A 21,577-nucleotide genomic window follows, 5' to 3' on the forward strand; every position below is an offset into this window, starting at 1 on the left:
GTTAATAGTAAATTTTACCTTTTACCTTCTACAAAAATCACCAAAAATAAATATATTTAGTCGTTTTGGACTCCAAAAGTGTCCACCGGTTAAAAAGGTATGTAACTTTTTGGTTCGTGAAACGTTATCAAACGTCATGTATGAGTATACTTAAAATCATCAAGGAAGTGCAGGTGTGGTTTCCACCGCCTTATACGACAACTGCCTACAACAGTAGGTGCGGAAAACCGTATCTTGTACGATAGAATTTGAATATGTTATGTCATTCAAAAGCAGTAGAGACGTTACATGTAACGTCTCTACATAATAATATATCTGAATTTTTGTTAACCTAGTCAATCGCTTCGTAATCAGCCAAGGCAGCCGCTTCTTCTTCAAAATCAAAGTTGAATTGCGGTGTCATGTTTTCGTTTACACCATTATTGCTTTCAATACTTGAGGTATTGGTTATTTCGACAATTTCACCTGGTTGACTGTTGCCAGCTCGATTATAAACCTCGGCGCCGATAGCAAATAAAGCTTGTTGGAATTCCTCCAAACGTTGTTGGAACTCGTGAATAGAAACACTACTATCGTTACTTATTGCTTGTAATTGAGATAGTTTTTCATCAGCTGACTGTTTCATGGAGTCGCTAATTAGATGAGCGTTATTTCTCAAAGTAGATTCATAACTACCCAACAAGTTATCAGCTTGGTTTTTCAAAGCAACCATTTCAATACGCTTCTTATCTTCTTCTGCAAAAACTTCGGCTTCTTGGCGCATTTTTTCGATTTCCAGCGCGCTTAAACCACCTGTATTAGTAATACGTATGCTTTGCTCTCTACCAGTACCTTTGTCTTGGGCAGCAACTTGCATGATACCGTTGACATCAATTTCAAACGATACCTCAATTTGTGGAACTCCGCGCGGTGCAGGTGGAATACCAGTTAGTAAGAATTTACCAAGGCTTTTATTATCGCGTGCCATTGCCCGTTCACCTTGGAGGACATGAATTTCGACTGAAATTTGCCCATCAATAGCGGTAGAGAAAACTTGAGATTTACTGGTGGGAATTGTGGTGTTGCGCTCGATAATTTTGGTGAAAACTTCGCCTAAAGTTTCAATACCTATAGATAACGGAGTGACATCGAGTAGCAATAAGTTCTCAACTTCACCACCTAATACCCCAGCTTGAATTGCGGCGCCAAGAGCAACAGCTTCATCAGGGTTAATAGAGCGGTCAGGAGCTTTGCCACCGAAAAACTTCATTAAAGCATTTTGCACGGCAGGAATACGAGTCGAGCCACCGACCAAAATAATTTTATCGATATTTTGAGGCTTAAGGTCGGCATCTTTGAGTGCTTGCGTCATTGGTTCAAGCGTTGCTGCAATTAAATTACTTGCTAACTCTTCAAATTTGGCGCGACTTAGTTCGGTTTCTAAATGCTTGGGACCACTGGCATCGGCAGTGATAAATGGCAAATTAATACTTGTGTTGCCCATGCTCGATAATTCGATTTTGGCTTTTTCTGCAGCCTCACGCAAGCGTTGCAGCGCCATTTTGTCTTGAGCTAAATCAATTCCTGACTCTGAACGAAAAACTTCAATCATCCATTCAACAATCACGTTATCAAAGTCATCGCCACCTAAATGGTTATTACCACAAGTCGCTTTAACTTCAAACACGGAATCTCCGAGTTGAAGAATAGAGACATCAAATGTTCCACCACCAAGGTCAAATACAAGAATTAGCTGTTCAGTATCTTGTTTATCTAACCCGAATGCCAAAGCTGCTGCGGTAGGTTCATTGATAATACGTAAAACTTCAAGACCAGCAATTGTGCCTGCGTCTTTTGTAGCTTGACGTTGGGCATCGGTAAAATATGCGGGTACTGTAATAACTGCTTGTGTAACGGTTTCACCTAAAAAGTTCTCTGCGTCTTGCTTGAGCTTTTGCAAAACCATCGCGGAGATTTCTTGGGGTGTATAGTTCTTGCCGCGAATTTGGACGTCAACCGTATCATCACGACCTTTTATACACTGATAAGGCACCCTCGACCGCTCGGTCTCTGTATCTTCCCAACGGCGCCCAATAAATCGTTTGATACTATAAATAGTATTTTCTGCATTTGTGACAGCTTGACGTTTTGCCAATTGACCAACCAAGCGTTCACCACCCTTACCAAAACCGACGATACTTGGAGTTGTTCTTCCACCCTCGGTATTAGCAATAACAATTGGTTGACCACCCTCTAAGACTGCTACGCAACTGTTAGTAGTGCCCAAGTCAATCCCAATAACTTTTCCCATAAGTATAATATTCTGTACTTGTTAGTTCGTTGACATAACACGGAATATTTACATTGGGTTGAGAGCATACTTACGTAATTATTACTAGTGGGAAAAAGTTGCGCTAGCAAAAGAAGTATTAGTGATAATTATGTACCGAACGGTCGTGTACTTGAAGTTTAAAGCAATAGTAGTATAACCGTGTCAATCAAGAAAATTGACGCGGTAAATACGTACATGGAAACTAACTATCAGGTTCAACTGTCAGCTTAACTATCCGCTGCACTTGATTGAGTATCATCAAGAACTGGCGTATCTTCTTTTGGAGCTGCGACTTTCACCATTGCATGGCGTAGTACACGTTCACCCAAAAAATATCCGCGCACTAACTCTTCTAACACTGTTCCCTCTGGATGTTCATCCGTAGGTTCGCGCAATACTGCTTCATGAAGGTTGGGGTCAAATGGTTGACCTTCGGGACGCATTGGCGAAACACCCAATCGTTTTAAACTGTCAACCAGTTGTTTATAAACACCTTGATAGCTTTTATGAATTGCCATCTCAGAATCGTTTTGAGGTTTAATGTGAGCGCGCGCACGCTCAAAATTATCGACTACTGGTAATAGTTCTGTAATTGTGTTTCGTTTAACTAATGCATCAAGATCGTCTTTTTCCTTCTGAGTGCGCTTGCGATAATTATCGAAATCTGCTACTAACCGTGTGTATTGATTGCCACTTGCTTCGAGTTGAGCTTTGAGCGAATCGATTTGCGGCGCCATTGCATTAGCATCATCGGAAGCAGCGTCAGCATTTACGCTATTGTCAGATGTCGAAGCATAGGAACTCACATCGTTAGTTGCCACAGCACTTGGGTCAGCTACTTCGCTGCCAGATGTACTTGTGTTGTTTTGTTCAGGGAAGTCGCTATTCATCGTTTGCATTACCTCTTAGAGTTCTCCTTATTGCTGAGTAGTTAATCATCGTTCTCTATTTTGACAAAAGCTGGATATATTCGGACAGAGGTTAGAGGACGGCTTTCCGTAGAGTATTGTAGTGCGGGTTTCCGTAAATTGAGTCAAGGTTCTAATTTTTCTTTGTCAAGATGAGAGTTCTGGGTTGACTGATGGGAATACTCAATATAGAAGAGGTTTTGGCTACCCATATAAATATAAGAATATATGACTTATTCGTCATCACAACAGAGGCGAAGTACTGCTCTTACAACGAGAACAGAATTTTCGCCCTTCGGAACAAAATTAGTACAATCAGGGTTTGTTGATACCGAGCAAATGCGACAAGCACTGATAGAAAGTCGCAAAAACGGGACACCTTTGACTGAGGTGCTTGAATCGATTTCAGGGCGCCAGCTATCACCGGAACTGCTGAGATTATATAAAAAACAACAACTTTTTGAATTAAAAATACTTTACGGGGTTGAATCACTTGACCCAGAAGTTAACTCCATCGGCACATCGATGGTGGCAAACTTGATAGACACACTTATCCCAGTAGATATTTGTCGGCGCCATCGTTTAGTACCATTATCACGTAACGACGAACAAAACCCACCCAATGTATTGGTGGCAATGGTTGACCCAGATAACTTAGAAGCATCGGATGATCTAAATCGGATTTTGCGTCCGCAAGGGTTGATGTTGCAACGGATGGTAATCACTACTGAGGACTACCAGCAGATTATCAACCAGTTTCTTGATGAGCTAGCAGTTAAGCAGAAGCACATCGAGCAGCAAAAATTAACGGATATCAATCAAGATTTAGAAAACCTTGGTGATTTAGATTTAGCAGATGCTCCAGATGACGCAGAAGCTGATTTAGGGTCAGCGATGAAAGGTGCGGAAGATGCACCGATTATTAATTTGGTGAACCGAATTTTAGGAAAAGCGTTACAAGAGAAAGTTTCGGATATCCACGTTGAACCGCAAGAAGAGAATTTACGCATACGGTTTCGCAAAGACGGGGTATTGCGCGAAGCGTTTGACGCATTACCAAAAAAAATTATTCCTGCCATCACAGCCCGATTTAAGATTATTGCAAATTTAGACATTGCCGAACGGCGCTTACCACAAGACGGACGGATTCGTCGGATGTTCGAGGGACGTAAGGTTGACTTCCGTGTTAATACCTTACCAAGTCGTTACGGAGAAAAAGTAGTACTGCGGATTTTGGACAACTCCGCAACACAATTAGGTTTGGATAAATTAATTACCGACCCAGAAACTTTGCATATCGTCCAAGAAATGGTTTCGCGTCCTTTTGGTTTGATATTAGTAACAGGACCAACAGGTTCAGGAAAAACGACTTCGCTTTATTCAGCACTTGCCGAACGTAACGACCCAGGTATTAATATCAGTACAGTAGAAGACCCTATTGAGTACAGTTTGCCAGGAATCACACAGGTACAAGTTATCCGTGAAAAAGGATTAGATTTTGGAACTGCACTACGTGCGTTTTTACGTCAAGACCCTGATGTATTGCTCGTGGGTGAAACGCGAGATAAAGAGACAGCAAAAACTGCGATTGAAGCAGCGTTAACAGGACACTTAGTATTAACAACACTTCACACCAATGATGCTCCTGGTGCCATCGCCCGTTTAGGTGAAATGGGTATTGAACCATTCATGATATCAAGCTCATTACTGGGAGTATTAGCACAGCGCTTAGTACGACGTGTATGTTCAGACTGCCGTATTCCTTACACTCCGACACCTGAAGAACTCGCTCGTTATGGAATGACGGCATCACAAGATGTTGGGCTAACTCTTTACAAAGCGAATGCACTTAGCAACGAGCAAATTCTACAAGCCAAGAGTAACGGTTCGCTATGTCCAACATGTAACGGTATTGGGTACAAAGGACGCTGTGGTGTTTACGAAGTCATGAAAATTACAGAAAACCTACAGACTTTAATCAACGAAGATGCACCAACCGAACGCATCAAAGAAGTAGCAGTAGAAGAAGGGATGAAAACCCTGCTTGCCTACAGTTTAGACTTAGTACGTCAAGGCGCCACAACTCTAGAAGAAGTAGAGCGTGTAACCTTCACCGACACAGGTTTAGAAGCAGAACTAAAAGCCAAACGCAAGAGTGGTTTAACTTGTCGTACATGTAGCGCCGAACTTCAACCCGAATGGCTGGAATGTCCCTACTGTATGACATCCCGCTTCCACGACTAACCGTAATAAGCACTTCAGTGCTTAAAAAACACACAGAGGAGAAAAACAATGGATTTCATGATTGAAGACTTGATGGAAGACATGATTGAACAAGGAGGCTCAGATTTACACTTATCTGCAGGTCTACCTCCTTACTTCCGTGTCAGTGGAAAACTCACACCTCAAGAAAAATATGGTGTGATGTCAGTTGACACATGTCAGCGACTAATTTTTAGTATGCTCAACAACACCCAGCGTAAAACACTAGAACAGACCTGGGAATTAGATTGCTCTTACGGTGTAAAAGGACTAGCGCGCTTTCGTGTTAACGTTTACAAAGACCGAGGCGCCTATGCAGCATGTTTACGCGCGTTAAGTTCTAAAATTCCTAACTTTGAGAAATTAGGTTTACCCGATGTAGTTCGTGAAATGACAGAAAAACCAAGAGGATTAATCTTGGTAACAGGACCTACAGGTTCAGGTAAAACCACAACACTAGCGGCAATGATTGACTTAATCAACCGCACAAAAGCAGAACATATATTAACAGTAGAAGACCCAATTGAATTTGTTTACGAACCAATTAAAAGCTTAGTACACCAGCGTCAGCTAGGTGAAGACACAAAGAGTTTTGCCAACGCATTAAAAGCAGCTTTACGGGAAGACCCAGATATTATTCTAGTGGGTGAAATGCGGGATTTAGAAACCATATCTTTGGCAATTTCTGCGGCAGAAACAGGACACTTAGTATTTGGCACACTACATACAAGCTCGGCTGCACAAACCGTTGACCGGATTATCGACGTTTTTCCACACGAAAGACAAACGCAAGTCCGTGTACAATTATCAAACTCATTAGTAGCAGTATTTAGTCAAACCTTAGTACCCAAGAAAAATCCCAAACCAGGTGAATATGGTCGGATAATGGCGCAAGAAATTATGGTAATTACACCAGCTATTTCTAACTTAATTCGTGAAGGAAAAACATCACAAATTTACTCCGCAATTCAAACTGGGGGTAAATTAGGAATGCAAACACTAGAATCAGTTTTAGCAAACCTGTATAAGCAAGGAACAATTTCCTTTGAAGCTGCAATGTCTAAAACATCTAAACCCGATGAAGTTCAACGTCTCATCGGTGGTGTTCCTCCACAAAATGGCACCAAAGTAGCTGCAAAATCCCACTAAACCTAATAGTTAGGATTTGGGAGTGAGGAGTGAGGAGTTAAAATTCCGCACCTCCTAATTCCTAACTTCTAACTCCTAACTCCTAACTTTTAACTCATAACCTTTTAAAATATGCCAAGTTTTGTAGCGCGTGTCAGGGATTCTCAAGGAAAAACTAGAACTGAAAAAGTAACGGCAGAATCAATAAAAGAAGCGCGTATAAATTTACGACAGCAAGGTTTTGTAATTCAAGACTTGAAAAAAACAGAAAGTTTTGACCTCAAATCAGCACTTGATTTTAATGCGCGTTTTGCATCAGTTTCTGTTAAAGATAAAGCTGTTTTTTCACGTCAGTTTGCAGCATTGGTCAACGCTGGTGTAGCAATTGTAAGAAGTTTAGGTGTACTTGGAGAACAATGCACAAATCCTAAACTAAAGCAAGCACTTTTAGATATAAGTTCCGATGTTCAAAACGGGATTAACTTATCTGATGCAATGCGGAAACACCCAAAATGTTTTGACGGGTTGTATGTGAGTATGATACAAGCGGGTGAGGTTGGTGGTGTACTCGACGAAGTACTCAACCGACTGGCGAAATTATTAGAAGACGTTGCACGTTTACAGAACCAAATTAAAGCAGCACTTTCGTATCCGGTTGTGGTTGGTTTTTTAGCGGTTGCAATTTTTATTGGGATGACGGTTTTCTTGATTCCAATTTTTGCTAATATCTTCAAAGATTTGGGAACTACATTGCCTCCATTGACACAATTCATGCTTGATGTCAGTGAAATTTTGCGAAGTTGGCGATTATTTGTAGTAATTGCTGCTGTGATTGGTTTGTGGATTGCTTATCAACAATATTATAAAACAGCCGTTGGTAGACAAACTATTGACCGTCTTTCTTTAAAAATGCCTTTATTTGGTGACTTGATACAAAAATCAGCCGTCGCCAAATTTAGCCGTACATTTGGTTCTTTAACTCGTTCAGGTGTTCCAATTTTAACTTCTCTAGAAATTGTACGTGATACCGCAGGAAATCAAGTTATTTCTAATGCTATTGATGCCGCACGCGCAGAAGTACAGCAAGGTGGCATGATAAGTATGGCACTGCAAAAAGAGAAAGTTTTCCCTGCAATGGCAATTCAAATGATTAGCATTGGTGAAGAAACAGGGGAAATTGATGCGATGTTAATGAAAGTCGCTGACTTTTATGAAGATGAAGTTGAACAAGCTGTAAAAGCTCTAACGAGTATTTTGGAACCAATTATGATTGTGGTACTTGGGGGAATGGTTGGTACAATTTTGTTATCAATGTATTTGCCCATGTTTGCCGTATTCGAGAAATTGGGATAACTAAGTAAAAGTTATGAGTTATGAGTGCTGAGTGCTGAGTTATAACTTTTAACTCCTAACTCCTCACTCCTAACTCCTCACTCCTAACTCTTTATTATTATATATGCCTGTACACAAATCTAATTATGAAGCATGTTTGGCAGAATACAGTCATCACCTCGGCGCCATAGAACTGTTCAAACAGCACCGTCCTTATTTGGAAATGATACCAAGCTTACGGCGCCCAGCTGAAAGCGTTATCACTATACCTTTACCAATTATCCGCATTCGCAAAGCGGGTTCATTATCAGAAGCAATAACGTTATCGTGCGATGTTGCTATTTTAATGTGTGACCCTGAATGGAAAATTAAAACAGGCACCGAAATTTTTATTTACATCCACCGTCCAGAAGAAGATTTTTCTGATTTATTAATGCGTTGGCGCCAAACCCAAGTTTTACTTGATAAAGACTATGAGTGGTTAATGCCAGAACGTCACAGTCATATATTAAGCGAGGGTGCAAATACTAAATACCCACTGTTTGTCGTATTTCCTGAAACATCCGAACGCATTAAACGCGGTTTAATAGGCGCCGAACTTCCATTCGTTATTCAAACACACGAATTTTCACTTGATGAAAACCCAGTTGAAAGTTTGTCGTAGAATCCCCCCAACAAGAACGCGAATTCGGGTGGCTAAAAATGCTCTTCTTGTCCCCCCCTTATCAAGGGGGGTTAGGGGGGATTAGATATTAGATTACTTTCCTAACGTCTTCTAAGCCTTGGCGCCAAACATTTTTTTTCGGTTTAACGCTAGTAACCCAAATACACCAATTCCTAGTAAAGCTGATGACTCAGGTATCGAAGTTTTCTGAGCGGTGAAACTTGCTTCGTAAGAAATCTTGAAATCTGGATTTATTAGAGATTCATACTGAGCTTCAACTTGTTGTAATCCTCCAACACCAATAGGAATCGAAAAAATACCATCTTGACCTATAGGTACTACCTGACCTAAATATTCTAGATTTGCATCTGAAGCCGGTTTGCCTTGATACAAAACTCTTACATTCAGATTATCCCCAGCTTTTACTTCCAAAGGGTTCTGTAAAGGCAAAATTTCGAGTGGCTGATTAAAAGATTCTGCTAGAGCAGGCGACCAATCGTAAAGTGCCTTAGTATATTTGAGAAGATGCCGAACATCTTTATTTTGAGCGACTTCAGATTCAGAAATTCGACTATATCTATTGCCTGCAACATCAGCAACAAAACCATTATCTAAAAATCCAGTTAGTGCGGCAACGTTTCCTGTTGATGTTAACGATACTCCATCTGGTTGCCGATTAATAGTAAATGGTATTGTTTGCCGTTGCGAGTCATAAGCTACTGCTTCTTTAAACCTGGTAGTGTCATAAGCTATTGGACCTTCTTCTGGATGACCGTATAAAACTTTGTATTCTCCATTTTGATAGTCATACCAAATGACATGAGCAGATGCTGCCTGCATCATCAAGGGTAGAAATGCCACCGCTAGCAATAACTCTTTTAATCTGTTGATAAGCACCAGTGATTTCCTCAATCAAGCTGTTAACTAATTAACAAGCTTTTTTGATACTAAACAATCCCCCCGTATAGGATGCTTAGTTTTATAATGGTCTAACTCAAATTTTTGATGAAATTTACTTATGTATTACTGCCTATATATTTGGGATATTTGAATGTAACCGAAATCAAGTAGAATTGTATAAACCATCACTAGAAAAAGTAATCATTTTATTATTTTGTATACATAATTTTACATTTCATTACAATACTTATTTAAGTTTGTTGTCTAAAATAGTGCTTTTATGATATGGGATGGGTGGGCACTGCCCACCTTACAAATTTACTAATTATTTCACAAACTGCGGCATAATTTCAGCAGCAGTAAATATTCCGTGAATGCCTTGCTTATGTAATTTCATACCGGCTTTTAAATAACCAAAAGCTGGGCCACAAACGTTAGCTGCCATACTTGTTTCGTCACCCAAGGTAAAAGTATGGGTAGAAATTTTTCCTTCAAAGGTTCTACCTGTGACTTTTACATTAGTGCTTAAAGGCTTTTTGGGGTTACGAGTATCAACAACACCACCTACAGTAACGCGGTTACGCGCGCAAATTCCAGCAAGCTCAAGCATTATGTCATCTGCGTGTTCCATATTCTCTAGTTTGAGAATACCATTGGTTTTATCTAATAATGCTTCAACTTCAGCATCAGTCATAGAATTTGCTTTCTCTACATTATAACCAGGCATATGACCAATATCTTCACGAATTGTAGCGCGGTAAGCTTCCCAGTTAGCAATACCTACACCAAAAGTAATCTCTACTTTATGAACGTCAGCAAAACTTTGTGCTGCGAGTGATGCTGCTGCGGTTAATAACCCTGGAGTGGCGCCACATCCTGTCATATAAGTTATACCAGCTTGTGCGAGTTCACCGCGCATTTCTAAAAGTTGTTCAACAGCGCTTGTACGCTTAATAGCATCAACAAGCACTCCACGCCAACCCAACTTAATAAATTGCTTAACTACATTTGGTATAAAATTATTAGGTAAATTGGGTAGTGCTAAAAAATAACCATCGACAGAGGAACCCGCACTGATTAACTCCTCAACGCTTTCGGTAGTTAATTTGCCAAATGGCTCTAAGTATCCAACTGAACCTAAAGATTGATAGGTACTAATACATCCCGAAGCATCTATACCATCTGGACGATAAACATAACCGTGTTTATCTGCTGCTGCTACTAGTATCATTTCCCGTTTAGGCGCCAAACGAATTGCAGCTGCTTGCCCTAGTCCACCAAAACCTAGTACCCCGACGCGCGCTACTGGTAAATTAGAAGAACCTGTTACTTGCTTTGCACTCATAATCTAAATTCCGTATTGACTCAAAGCTTACAATATTTTCGATTCAGGATTTTAAATTGTAGATTTTTCGTCATGTTGTAAAGATAAGTAGACTGCGGCGCCTTTGTAATATATAATCCCGACTTTAATCTGAAATCGGTAATAATAATAAAATTTCTCAATAAATTTTGTCTAGATTGCTCTATGAAACAGGATAGAAAAGCTTATGGTATATATATTTCAACTTTTTTATACTTAAGTTACGTATACATGAGTGAAGCTTGACTAATCTTTTAGGTTAAGGGAAACTTACATATAGTGAACGTACTGACTAAACAATTTAATAAGTTTTGTAAATTTTCTGAGATATATATTTTGAGAGATGGAACATTAGTTAACAAATGACAAGTTTGTAACTAGGGGTATGTTCCGGAGGGCTATATATATAGTTCTCTAATAGAGCAGTACAGTCCAAACGTACTTATCTTTGGTTGGCACAGTAAATTATGGAAACATTAGAGTTCATTATTTATCCAGATGGTCGGGTACTAGAAAAAGTCACTGGCATAGTAGGTACTTCGTGCGCTGAGGTTACAGCAGCGATAGAAGCACAGCTAGGAATAGTACTTAATCATGAGCCAACCTCAGAGTTTTTCACCCAACCTGTTGTTCAACAATCAGGTGTGGCGAATACACAGACCAGTTTCAGCGATTGGTAGCTTTTTTAACCTTTTAGTTTCGTTATCTCACAAACACCATGTCACACTTTAGCCAAATTAAAACTCAAATCCGTAACGTTGAATCATTGAAGGAAGCGCTCACAGAATTAAATATTGATTGGAAACAGGGTCCGCGTCCGGTACGTGGTTATCGTGGCCAAACTCACGATGCAGAAATTACCATAGAACAAGATAATGGCTACGATGTTGGTTTTAAATGGAATGGCAACGAGTACGAACTGGTAGCCGATTTACAGTATTGGCAACAAGATTTATCAGTTGAAGGTTTTTTACGTAAAGTAACCCAACGTTATGCATTCCAAACAGTGATGAAAGAAACGGCACGTGCTGGTTTCCAAATTGCTGAACAACAAAAAAATGAAGATGGTTCTATTCGTTTAGTAGTACAGCGCTGGAGTGCGTAATGGCTGATTTTATGCCGTCACCTGAAGACAATGAAGACGGACGGTCTGGTTTTGAGCCAGAGTTGGGTGGTTTTTTACGCTCGGCACCCGAACGGTCTGGTTTTGAGCCAGAGTTAGGGGGAATGCTGCGTCAAAAGGGTGTTTACGTCGATGAAATCACTTGTATTGGCTGTAAGCATTGCGCGCATGTTGCTCGTAACACTTTCTATATTGAACCCGATTATGGACGCTCGCGCGTTGTTCGTCAAGATGCAGATGCTGAGGAAGTCATTCAAGAAGCGATTGACACATGTCCTGTTGACTGCATTCACTGGGTTGATTACACCGAACTTAGAAAGTTAGAAGACGAGCGTAAATTCCAAGTTATTCCTTTAATTGGCTATCCAGTTGAAGGAGCTGTTGTAGCTGCGGAACGGCGCCGTAGAAAGGCAAAATTGAAAAATACCAAAAAATCACGTTATTAAACAATAACTTAAATCTATCTATAGGGGGTTGTGGTAGCAGCCCCCTTTTTTGGTGGTTATCCGTACCGTGGACGCTCCTACTATTTACCACGAAGTTGGCGCCATTTATTTTGATTGGCAATTGGGCTTTAGATTTCATCTTAAAAATCTAGGGCGGGCAAGGATGCCCACCCCACAAGAATTTTATTTAAAGTTTTATAGAATTAGTTTTAAAGCTTATTTAAAGAATCATGTTTTCAGAGCAAACGTTCTACTTTTGCTTCATCTATTTGGGCTGTTATTTTGTTTGATTCGTGAAGGTTGGTTTTATACTGATTTTTTAACTTGATTTTATTGTACTTTTATTTACTATTGGCTACAAGTAGAGTAGTGGACAGTTTGAGAAGTGGCTATGTGAAATGTGAACCATTGGTTCACAAATAGGCAAAATACTAGAAACCCGGTTTTTTGAAGAAACCGGGTTTCGGGAAAACATATTTAATCCAATATTTAATCTTTTTCTGGAAAGGTTTGTACTTTGCCGTCTGGACTAAATACTGCGCGGATACGAACTGACTGTCCGTTACGGTTGGGTGATACAAACTGTTCGCCTATTAATGGCATTCCTGTACGGTCTACGAAATCACGTGCGGCTTTTCCTAATGGTAAAATTCGCTCGATAGAACCATCAACACCAACTAATAAGCTGTATTCTAGAGTTTGCTTTAAACCTTGTGGGGGTTTCCAGGTAGCACGCAATACGTTTCTTGCTTCTGATATCTGGGGTGTATCAAATATTGTATTAGTAGCTGTGGTGGTACTTCTATTACTAGCTGTGGCAATTCTTCCAGAGCTATCACGAGCTTCACGCAAACGGGTTAATAAAGAACCATCTGTTCCACCTGGCGCCGTTCGGTTTGCACGTGGGGTAGCAGGACGCGGTTCATTATATGGTGTTTCTAGGGCATCGAGAGAGGGTAGTCCAGTTGTTGGAGATATTGGTGATATTGAAGATATTGGAGGTATTGTTGAAGGTAATGTTGTTGAAGGTAATTTACTGGTGCCGATATTTCCCCTTGCAGAAGTATTGTTTCTGGGTTGAGTACTGCTGCGCGCTTGTTGAGCAATATTTGGTTGCAGGGCAATTGAACCTGGTGAGGTTAAAATAGGCGATGTTTTACCCGTTGGTATTGTGGGTAATCTGGGATTTGTTAGCTCAGGAATAGTAAGTGTGTTTCCGGATGGGATGCGGTCGGGAAAAGTAAAGTTTGCACCGGGCTGCGATGTTGTTGGCACCCCTAAATTTGGACGTTGTGTAGAGTTTGGAATTGGAAGATTACCAACAATACTACTTGGAGGTAAATTTGTTGTTGGCAGCGTACTTGTATTTATATTGGCGCCTGGTGTTGGAATTGCACCTGGTATGGGTAAATTAGTACTGACTGCTCCAGGGGGAGGGGTAGGTAATCCTGCTGCAATTGGTGGTAAAGTGTCGAGTGGTGTCGGTAGAAGTCCTGGTGTTGCTGCGACTGTTGGCAATGGAGTTTGTAGCGCTTCACTTGGAGTGTTTGCAGCAGTTTGTTGAGATTGTTGATTTTGACGTGCGCGGTTTGCGTACTGCAATGTAAAGGGTGTTAACCCTAACGCTAGGGCAAATACTGCTGCTATTGGCGCCCAATTCGGAATTGCAGAAGTACGACGGCGTGTATTGTTAAGGTTGGGTAACGCCAAAACATCGGCTGAATACTCGTCTAAGGCAGATGCTAAATCGAATAATTGTAAAAGGCTTAATTTAACAACTCCTGTAGTTGGAGAAGCAAGATTTCCAAGATGTAAATGATGTGATAAATAACCACTGGGTTCTATATATATCTCAGATTGAGGAAACTGAGTATTATTGATGTTGTAAGGTTTTCCTAAAGTCGAAAGCCGCGTATTCGTATTATGGATATCTTGTGGTGCCTCAGTACTGTTTAATACCTGAGTCGCATCGCCACTATTGTTGTAGCTTTCCCAAAACTTATCTGGTTGGGTGTGTAAAAACTGTTGGACATAAGCTGTCACTGCTGCACACAAAGCTTCAAGTTGGTCGCGATTGCCTCGAATTGCAACCCTCTGGTCTTCTGGTAGTCGCGGGTCATCCAAACGAAGCGAAAAGCTCAGTTGCTTGAGGACTGATTTACCCATCCACTGTGATAATGGCGAGTTTTGCGCGCTTACTTCAAGAGTGCAAGTCGGTGGTGTATAGCGACGGATGACAGAATTTGATAGAGGCATGGCAAAAAATGCAATGGGGACTAAAATCTCGCAATCTAAAATCTAAAATTTTGTTGAACGGTCGATAAGTGTAAGCCAAAGACGTCGATGTCCACCAGGACCGCTGTAAAACAGTAAATCAACTAGCAATTTCAGCGCCAAGCGGGTGAGCAAATCCGTAGATATTGACTCGTCTTCCTCCATCCGCTCTTGGTAAGTATTACAAAAGGCATCAATGTAATCTCCCAATAGAGCGGAAGTATGCGGTTCACGATTTGTTTCCGCCATTTGTTCGAGTAAGCTAACAGCACGACGAATTAATTCTTGGTGCTGTTTCGCCAGATGACAAATAATCAAAACTAGCGAACGTGCTTCTTCGACATCAAGTTTTTTCCGTCCTCCCTGACCTTTACGTATCGGGTTTGACTGACGCAGGCGCCATAATGCTACACGGTCTGGAACTTTTGACTCTAAGCCTAAATCAATGGCAGCAGTGAGCATTGCTTCAGAGCCAATACCAGTTAATGTTTCTAGCGCCAACAACACCAAATCCAATTGGGCTTTAATATTGTCCCACTCGGCAGAGTTGGGGGCACCTATTTGGGTTAAGTCCTCCCACTGTGAAGTCGGGTTTGGGGAATTGGCGGCAGGTTGCATAACTTTTAGCATAGGTGATCGGGCTTTATGGAACTATTGCTGTTACCCATTTTGAAACCAGACTCGATAGCCGAAGGATTGGTTTCCTTTACTATAATGTGGGCGCCGGGACTTCGAGGACAACAGCGTTTATATGAATGTCTTAACTCTAAGACGAACAAGCGAGTCTGTAAAAGCAAACGAAGAAAATATTTATCCTGTCTTTACAGAGAGCGGAATAGGTAAGAGCCTATGCTTAGTATAAGCAAATGCCGCCACGTAAGTATCAAATTACCTACTACCTTAACGCCTGATTCTAATGTGTTAGCAACGAACAGCCAAGATTTGTTTACTGTTTAACATATGTAGAGACCGTACATGTACAGTCTCTACAACTATGCAAAAAATGTTACTTTTGACAATCCCTTTCGGAAATATTTTTTGTCAGCAAACCATTATTTAATGTTGTGACGTGTAAAGACGCGACATGTCGCGTCTCTACATTCTAAACATAGGCAATAGTTACACCAGTGCCACCATCCGCTTGTGCTGCGGGTTCCATACGTTTAACTCTTGAGTGTTGTTTCAGGTATGCATGAACTCCTTCACGTAGTTTACCTGTACCGTGTCCGTGGATAATCCATATTGGTCCCGACGCTTCTGAAATTGCTTTATCTAAAATTATTTCAGCATCAGCTACCCGTTTACCACGTATGTCAAAGGTATTTTTGGATGTGCGGATATTTGGAGCTTCTGGGGGTGGGGTGACGTTGTTTGATGGTGTGTTACGTGTTTGTTTTACAGGTGGTGGTTCGACTTTTTGACCGTCGAGAGACTCGATATCTGTTAGTTTAACGTTCATTTTCATGATGCCAAAGCGGACGTTTAATTCGCCGTCAGAGTCAGGTGCTGTTATGACTTCGGCTGTTTGTCCTAATTTAGATATACGAATGCGGTCGCCAACTTTTGGCATAAACCCAACTTTTGGTTTTTGCTGTTGAGGTGTTGTAAATTTCTCCGCAATTTGATTCAAATTATTTGTAGCAAATTGCGCTTCTTGTGCGGTTGGTGTTCCTTTTTGCAGGCGCCTAATAACGGTCGCAATTTCACCTTTCGCACTCGCTATAGCTTGTTGTACTGCTACTTCTTGCTTTTCTTTTAATGATTGTTCACGTTCTTCTAAAGATGTGGCTTTTTCGGATACTTGTTTGTATAAAACCTCTGCTTGCTGTAATAACTTTTGAGCTTCAGCAGCTTTAGTTTCTTGGCGCCGACGTTGTGCTTCTAACCCAGCAATTACTGAGTTTACTTCGTCGTTCGCACCTCCCATTTCTTGCTTTGCTGCTTCTACAACTTCAGGGTTTAAGCCTAAACGACGCGCAATAGCAAGTGCGTTAGAACGTCCAGGAATTCCCCATAATAAACGATATGTAGGTGACAGTGTGGCATCATCAAATTCTACGGAAGCATTTTCAAAACGTTCATCTTGATACTTTAATGCTTTGAGTTCACCAAAGTGTGTGCTTGCCATTGTTAGTAATGCATAGTCGGCAAGATACTTTAGTAATGCTATCGCCAAAGCACTTCCTTCTGCTGGGTCAGTTCCGGCGCCGACTTCATCTAAAAGAATTAATGATGATGATGTAGAGACGTGATTAATCACGTCTCTACCTAATTCATTTAAAATTCGACTAATGCGGCGAATGTGTCCCGAAAATGTTGATAAGCTTTGCTGTAATGACTGCTCGTCACCGATATCAGCTAATATCATGTCGAACCAAGGTAACTCTACAGGTTCACGTGCAGGTACAAACATTCCAGCTTTTGCCATTAACGCTGCTAGTGCCAGAGTTTTTAATGTGACTGTTTTTCCACCTGTGTTGGGACCTGTAATGGTGACAACGCGAGTTTCTGGTTGTACTAATAAATCTACCGGAATTACAGCATGTCCTTGTTCGTGATGGTGCTGCCATTCTAATAAAGGGTGCCGTAATTGTCTGAGGGTTATTTTTTCGTTGGCTTTAATATCGATAAAGCGAGGTGGGTTTGCTTTGAGCCAATAACCATAACGCGCTTTTGCTGTTGCTAAATCTAAAGTCGTGACTATTAACAGCAATCTTTCTAAATCTGGACAAATAGCTCCTACTTGCTCGCTTAATTGGCGCCTTATTGCTTCTTCTTCAATTTCTTCTTTACGGGTGAGTTGACGCAGTTGATTACCCATTGGTACAACTGAGTTTGGCTCAACGTACAACGTTAAACCACTCGTCGATGTGTCATGTACGATACCTGGTATTGCGTCTTTGTGGGTTGCTTTAACAGGAATTACAAATCTATCACCACGCTGAGTAATAATATTTTCTTGAAGCGCACTTGATTTGACTTGAATAATATTATGTAACTTTTGAGTAATTTGACTACGTGTTTTCCGCAAATCGGCACGAATATCACCGAGTTTCTGACTCGCACGGTCAGCAATTTGTCCGCGTTCATCTACACAGCGATGAATTTCTTGCTCGACTTCTGGGTAAGTACGTAATTCAGAAACTAAGCTAGTTAATACAACTAAATCCTCATGGTTATCAATAGCACGTCGTAAATTACGTGCCCCGCTTAGTGTTGTGGCAATGGCTAGCAACTCATCACCAGCTAAAATACCTTGAATTTGCGCGCGTTCGAGAGAATCCCCAATATCTTGAATACCCTCGAACGATAATCCACTATTCAGACGGCTTTCGAGTTCGTAGACTTCTTTGGTTTGCGCGAGTAGTTCTTCGCTCAGGTTCTTTGAAGTAGGAATTGTAAGATGTCGCGATGCAACAGCACCCAATTTTGTGGCAGCAAAGGTTGACAAATGCTGGCACAGGCGCGACCATTCGAGTAGTTCTAGGGTTTCAGACTGAATCAAGGGAATTGATTATGAAAAAAATTTTAAGTTATATTAATAATTTTAGCGATTTTACAGCGCTATAGCTCGCGTGTGCCGATTATTTTATCTAAAGTCGTGAATGAAAATTAGGTAGAAGTACCCCACAATTTGCTAACCTAGCTTAAACAGAATTGAGAACATAAAAGGCGTGGACATTCAAATCGGGCGGGGGAAAACAGCTCGTAGAGCATATGGCATCGATGAAATTGCTCTAGCCCCAGGAAATCGAACACTCGACCCAAGTTTAGCGGATACTAAGTGGCGAATTGGTAATATCGAGCGGGAAATACCCATTATTGCCAGCGCTATGGATGGTGTTGTCGATGTGCGTATGGCTGTTGGTTTGTCGAAGTTGGGTGCTTTGGGGGTAATTAACCTCGAAGGTATTCAAACTCGCTATGAAAACCCAGAGCCAATTCTAGACCGCATCGCGTCTGTTGGTAAAGACGAATTTGTAGGGCTAATGCAGGAGCTTTATGCTGAACCTATAAAACCTGAATTAATTACGCAAAGAATTAAAGAAATTAAGCAGCTTGGTGGTATTGCCGCTGTTAGTGCTACTCCAGCAGGCGCCAGTAAGTTTGGTAAAGTCACGGCAGAAGCTGGTGCCGATTTGTTTTTTGTACAAGCAACGGTGGTATCAACCGCTCACTTATCGCCAGAGTCAATAGTACCACTTGATTTGGCAACCTTTTGTCAAGACATGCCAATGCCTGTTTTACTTGGAAACTGTGTAACTTACGAAGTTACCCTTAACCTGATGAAAGCTGGCGCCGCAGGTGTACTAGTTGGTATTGGCCCTGGCGCCGCTTGTACATCGCGAGGTGTTTTGGGTGTTGGTGTGCCTCAAGCTACCGCTATTGCTGACTGCGCTGCTGCACGTGATGACTTCTTTCAACAAACTGGTAAATATATACCAGTGATTGCGGATGGGGGCTTAATTACAGGTGGTGACATTTGTAAATGTATTGCTTGTGGTGCAGATGGTGTAATGATAGGTTCACCGTTTGCGCGGGCTTCTGAGGCGCCGGGACGAGGTTATCACTGGGGAATGGCGACACCGAGTCCTGTTCTACCTCGTGGTACACGCATTAAAGTTGCTACCACTGGTACTTTAGAGCAAATCCTCATTGGTCCTGCTGGACTTGATGATGGAACACATAACTTGTTGGGTGCTTTAAAAACTAGTATGGGTACTTTAGGCGCCAAGAATATTAAAGAAATGCAACAAGTTGAAGTCGTAATCGCACCGTCATTGCTTACGGAAGGAAAAGTTTACCAAAAAGCACAGCAATTAGGTATGGGCAAGTAACGTTAATAAAATTTTTCTGGCATTTGCAACAATTGCTGGAAAAATCACATATCTCGCTTACAATGGAAGAAGCGGAGACGCATGTTTCCGTTCACTCCTCACACCACACTCCGCCCGGACTATATGTTCGGGCGGTTCCTTTTTTAGGGTATGGTTAAAAAAAGCGGCAAATATATAAAGAAATTCTTTAATGTGATTGTAAATGTATATTCATGACTCCGAACCGGCGCGTGCTTGCTGTGGTAGAATTTTCACAAAAATGAAAACAATGTAGTAGGCAAAGGTTGAAGGCATGTCAGCAGCCGCACAAGTTACAGACTCTAGTTTTAAACAGGAAGTTCTCGACAGTGAAGTTCCTGTTCTGGTTGATTTTTGGGCACCCTGGTGCGGTCCTTGCCGCATGGTTGGACCAGTTGTGGATGAAATTGCCGCTCAGTACGATGGACAACTCAAGGTAGTAAAAGTTAATACTGATGAGAATCCAAACGTTGCTAGTCAATATGGCATTCGCAGCATTCCTACTTTAATGATTTTTAAAGGTGGACAAAAAGTTGATATGGTTGTCGGCGCCGTTCCGAAAACTACATTAGCTAACACTCTCGAAAAATATCTTTAGATTTGTAAAATATTTAAGGGAGGTAAAGAAGAGTGACTTTGCCTCTCGATAAAATTTTTTACGCCTTTAGTGGCATGGCGTTTTTGATTTAAATCTCTGTTGATTTTTGAGGTGAATTGAATAATTTGCCCACAAACGTGGTTTAAAAATTGTCCCACCCCTGCGTATATAGTAGGGGTGGTTTTACCAATGTCAGAAACGGTGCCTCTTGCAGCAGGTACATTGATTGAGTTAAGTTTAAGACTCACAGAACTAAAGCCTACATCTAATTTTACGTAAATATAAAGCTGAAAAGCAGCAGTGGAACATGACCTCCAAAGCTTCATTTGATACACTAGACACTCTGAAAGCGGATATCGCTCTCATGATTGAGCGTTTACCTACTTTAAAAAATCGACAATTTATTCAGCAAGCACTAAACACGATTTTAAGTTTAGCTGATACTGAAATTGAGCGCCTTGACTGGAAAATTTTATCCTCAGCTTTAACTGATATGGAACGAGGATTTCAGTTATTTTACGACTATAGACATGTTCGTAAAGTTACTATTTTTGGTTCCGCACGCTTGGCGCCTGAAACTCCTGAATATAAGATGGCTCTTGAATTTGCCCAGCGCGTCACAGATTTAAATTTTATGGTGATGACTGGTGGTGGTGGTGGCATTATGCAAGCCGGTCACGAAGGAGCAGGACGCGAAAATTCATTTGGCTTAAACATCCAACTTCCTTTTGAACAGCAAGCAAACCCCTACATCGAAGGAGACCACAAATTAATTCATTTCAAATATTTCTTTACCCGCAAACTGTTTTTACTCAAAGAAAGTGACGCAGTAGCATTATTTGCTGGTGGTTTTGGCACTCAAGATGAAGCATTTGAATGCATGACTTTGAGTCAAACGGGTAAATTTGGCCCTGTTCCTTTAGTACTAATAGACCATCCAGGTGGTGATTATTGGCGATGCTGGAGCGAGTATATTGAAAAACACCTTTTACAAACTGGCTTGGTAAGTCCAGATGATTCAAGTTTGTATACCATTACTGATAATTTAGATGTAGCCTGTGATGCAATTACTCAGTTTTATCAGGTTTACCATTCAAGTCGTTATGTAAGTAACAGGTTAATAATTCGACTCAAATCAGATTTATCTGACGAAGCACTTGACCAACTCAACACTAACTATAGCGATATTCTGGTTCAAGGCAAAATCGAAAGAACACAAGCCTTGCCTCAAGAAGGACAAGACGATACCGTAGATTTACCTAGGTTGATTTTAGACTTTAATCAACGAGACCTAGGAAGACTCTATCAAATGATTGCCGCTATCAATAAAATGGGTAGACCTTCTGCCGAAGATAAAGCACATCCAGAGCTTAAATAATCTACTGGCTCATATCATTAATTTTGATACCTTG

The 21,577-nt window shown here is 41.0% G+C and carries 18 protein-coding genes; 10 read left to right on the forward strand and 8 right to left on the reverse strand.

Going from position 1 to position 21,577, the window contains the following annotated elements:
- Positions 1–331: 331 nt before the first annotated feature.
- Together dnaK and grpE are read right to left on the reverse strand one after the other, a co-directional pair.
- Positions 332–2,290, reverse strand: coding sequence for a molecular chaperone DnaK (gene dnaK, locus DSM106972_RS44860; RefSeq protein ID WP_127086779.1), 1,959 nt, complete (start codon positions 2,288–2,290; stop codon positions 332–334).
- 248 nt (positions 2,291–2,538) lie between these two features.
- Positions 2,539–3,210, reverse strand: coding sequence for a nucleotide exchange factor GrpE (grpE, locus tag DSM106972_RS44865; protein ID WP_127086780.1), 672 nt, complete (start codon positions 3,208–3,210; stop codon positions 2,539–2,541).
- Between the two features lie 237 nt (positions 3,211–3,447).
- Here grpE and DSM106972_RS44870 point away from each other — a divergent pair, with 237 nt between their 5' ends.
- The 4 genes from DSM106972_RS44870 to DSM106972_RS44885 all read left to right on the forward strand — a co-directional run bounded on the left by DSM106972_RS44870 (position 3,448) and on the right by DSM106972_RS44885 (position 8,605).
- On the forward strand, positions 3,448–5,463 hold the full coding sequence (locus DSM106972_RS44870) for a GspE/PulE family protein (RefSeq protein ID WP_127086781.1): 2,016 nt from the start codon (positions 3,448–3,450) through the stop codon (positions 5,461–5,463).
- Between the two features lie 48 nt (positions 5,464–5,511).
- Positions 5,512–6,630 carry a type IV pilus twitching motility protein PilT gene (locus DSM106972_RS44875; RefSeq protein ID WP_127086782.1) on the forward strand — a complete coding sequence of 373 codons (1,119 nt, stop codon included), beginning with the start codon at positions 5,512–5,514 and terminating at the stop codon, positions 6,628–6,630.
- Between the two features lie 111 nt (positions 6,631–6,741).
- Positions 6,742–7,962 carry a type II secretion system F family protein gene (locus DSM106972_RS44880; protein ID WP_127086783.1) on the forward strand — a complete coding sequence of 407 codons (1,221 nt, stop codon included), beginning with the start codon at positions 6,742–6,744 and terminating at the stop codon, positions 7,960–7,962.
- 103 nt (positions 7,963–8,065) lie between these two features.
- A complete protein-coding gene (locus DSM106972_RS44885) occupies positions 8,066–8,605 on the forward strand; it encodes a hypothetical protein (RefSeq protein WP_127086784.1) in 540 nt (179 codons plus the stop codon).
- Positions 8,606–8,716: 111 nt separating this feature from the next.
- On the opposite strand, the gene DSM106972_RS44890 is transcribed toward DSM106972_RS44885, so the two are convergent.
- Both DSM106972_RS44890 and bioU read right to left on the reverse strand, forming a co-directional pair.
- Positions 8,717–9,502 carry a DUF4198 domain-containing protein gene (locus DSM106972_RS44890; RefSeq protein ID WP_127086785.1) on the reverse strand — a complete coding sequence of 262 codons (786 nt, stop codon included), beginning with the start codon at positions 9,500–9,502 and terminating at the stop codon, positions 8,717–8,719.
- 328 nt (positions 9,503–9,830) lie between these two features.
- Entirely contained in the window at positions 9,831–10,850 is a 1,020-nt protein-coding gene (bioU, locus tag DSM106972_RS44895) for a (S)-8-amino-7-oxononanoate synthase BioU (protein ID WP_127086786.1), read from the reverse strand.
- A 485-nt stretch (positions 10,851–11,335) separates the two neighbouring features.
- Here bioU and DSM106972_RS44900 point away from each other — a divergent pair, with 485 nt between their 5' ends.
- Genes DSM106972_RS44900 through DSM106972_RS44910 form a run of 3 tightly spaced genes read left to right on the forward strand, consistent with a single transcriptional unit; the run spans position 11,336 to position 12,437 of the window.
- Positions 11,336–11,548 carry a DUF2997 domain-containing protein gene (locus DSM106972_RS44900; protein WP_127086787.1) on the forward strand — a complete coding sequence of 71 codons (213 nt, stop codon included), beginning with the start codon at positions 11,336–11,338 and terminating at the stop codon, positions 11,546–11,548.
- A gap of 38 nt (positions 11,549–11,586) precedes the next feature.
- Positions 11,587–11,973: a DUF1257 domain-containing protein gene (locus tag DSM106972_RS44905; protein WP_019494389.1), complete on the forward strand. Its 387-nt coding sequence runs from the start codon at positions 11,587–11,589 to the stop codon at positions 11,971–11,973.
- Positions 11,973–12,437: a ferredoxin gene (locus DSM106972_RS44910; RefSeq protein ID WP_073617862.1), complete on the forward strand. Its 465-nt coding sequence runs from the start codon at positions 11,973–11,975 to the stop codon at positions 12,435–12,437. Before DSM106972_RS44905 ends, DSM106972_RS44910 begins: the two co-directional genes overlap by 1 nt.
- 489 nt (positions 12,438–12,926) lie before the next feature.
- Here the strand turns inward: DSM106972_RS44910 and DSM106972_RS44915 are convergent, their stop codons facing one another.
- From DSM106972_RS44915 to DSM106972_RS44925, 3 genes are all read right to left on the reverse strand, one after another.
- A complete protein-coding gene (locus DSM106972_RS44915; RefSeq protein WP_127086788.1) occupies positions 12,927–14,693 on the reverse strand; it encodes a DUF4335 domain-containing protein in 1,767 nt (588 codons plus the stop codon).
- A 42-nt stretch (positions 14,694–14,735) separates the two neighbouring features.
- A complete protein-coding gene (locus DSM106972_RS44920; RefSeq protein ID WP_127086789.1) occupies positions 14,736–15,341 on the reverse strand; it encodes a DUF3038 domain-containing protein in 606 nt (201 codons plus the stop codon).
- 472 nt (positions 15,342–15,813) lie between these two features.
- Positions 15,814–18,216: an endonuclease MutS2 gene (locus tag DSM106972_RS44925; RefSeq protein ID WP_127086790.1), complete on the reverse strand. Its 2,403-nt coding sequence runs from the start codon at positions 18,214–18,216 to the stop codon at positions 15,814–15,816.
- A gap of 169 nt (positions 18,217–18,385) precedes the next feature.
- Between DSM106972_RS44925 and DSM106972_RS44930 the strand changes: the two genes are divergently transcribed.
- Both DSM106972_RS44930 and trxA read left to right on the forward strand, forming a co-directional pair.
- Complete coding sequence (locus DSM106972_RS44930; RefSeq protein WP_127086791.1) at positions 18,386–19,549, forward strand: GuaB3 family IMP dehydrogenase-related protein; 1,164 nt, start codon at positions 18,386–18,388, stop codon at positions 19,547–19,549.
- Between the two features lie 292 nt (positions 19,550–19,841).
- Positions 19,842–20,165, forward strand: coding sequence for a thioredoxin (gene trxA, locus DSM106972_RS44935; RefSeq protein WP_019494404.1), 324 nt, complete (start codon positions 19,842–19,844; stop codon positions 20,163–20,165).
- On the opposite strand, the gene DSM106972_RS44940 is transcribed toward trxA, so the two are convergent.
- Positions 20,162–20,491 (reverse strand): hypothetical protein, encoded by a 330-nt coding sequence (locus DSM106972_RS44940; RefSeq protein WP_127086792.1) that lies wholly within the window; start codon positions 20,489–20,491, stop codon positions 20,162–20,164. The genes trxA and DSM106972_RS44940 overlap by 4 nt on opposite strands.
- On the opposite strand from DSM106972_RS44940, the gene DSM106972_RS44945 reads away from it, so the two are divergent.
- Positions 20,473–21,543 carry an LOG family protein gene (locus tag DSM106972_RS44945; RefSeq protein WP_127086793.1) on the forward strand — a complete coding sequence of 357 codons (1,071 nt, stop codon included), beginning with the start codon at positions 20,473–20,475 and terminating at the stop codon, positions 21,541–21,543. The two genes, DSM106972_RS44940 and DSM106972_RS44945, sit on opposite strands and share 19 nt — an antisense overlap.
- Positions 21,544–21,577 lie beyond the last annotated feature (34 nt).

The sequence above is a fragment of the Dulcicalothrix desertica PCC 7102 genome (assembly GCF_003991905.1).
Classification (GTDB): Bacteria; Cyanobacteriota; Cyanobacteriia; order Cyanobacteriales; family Nostocaceae; genus Dulcicalothrix; species Dulcicalothrix desertica.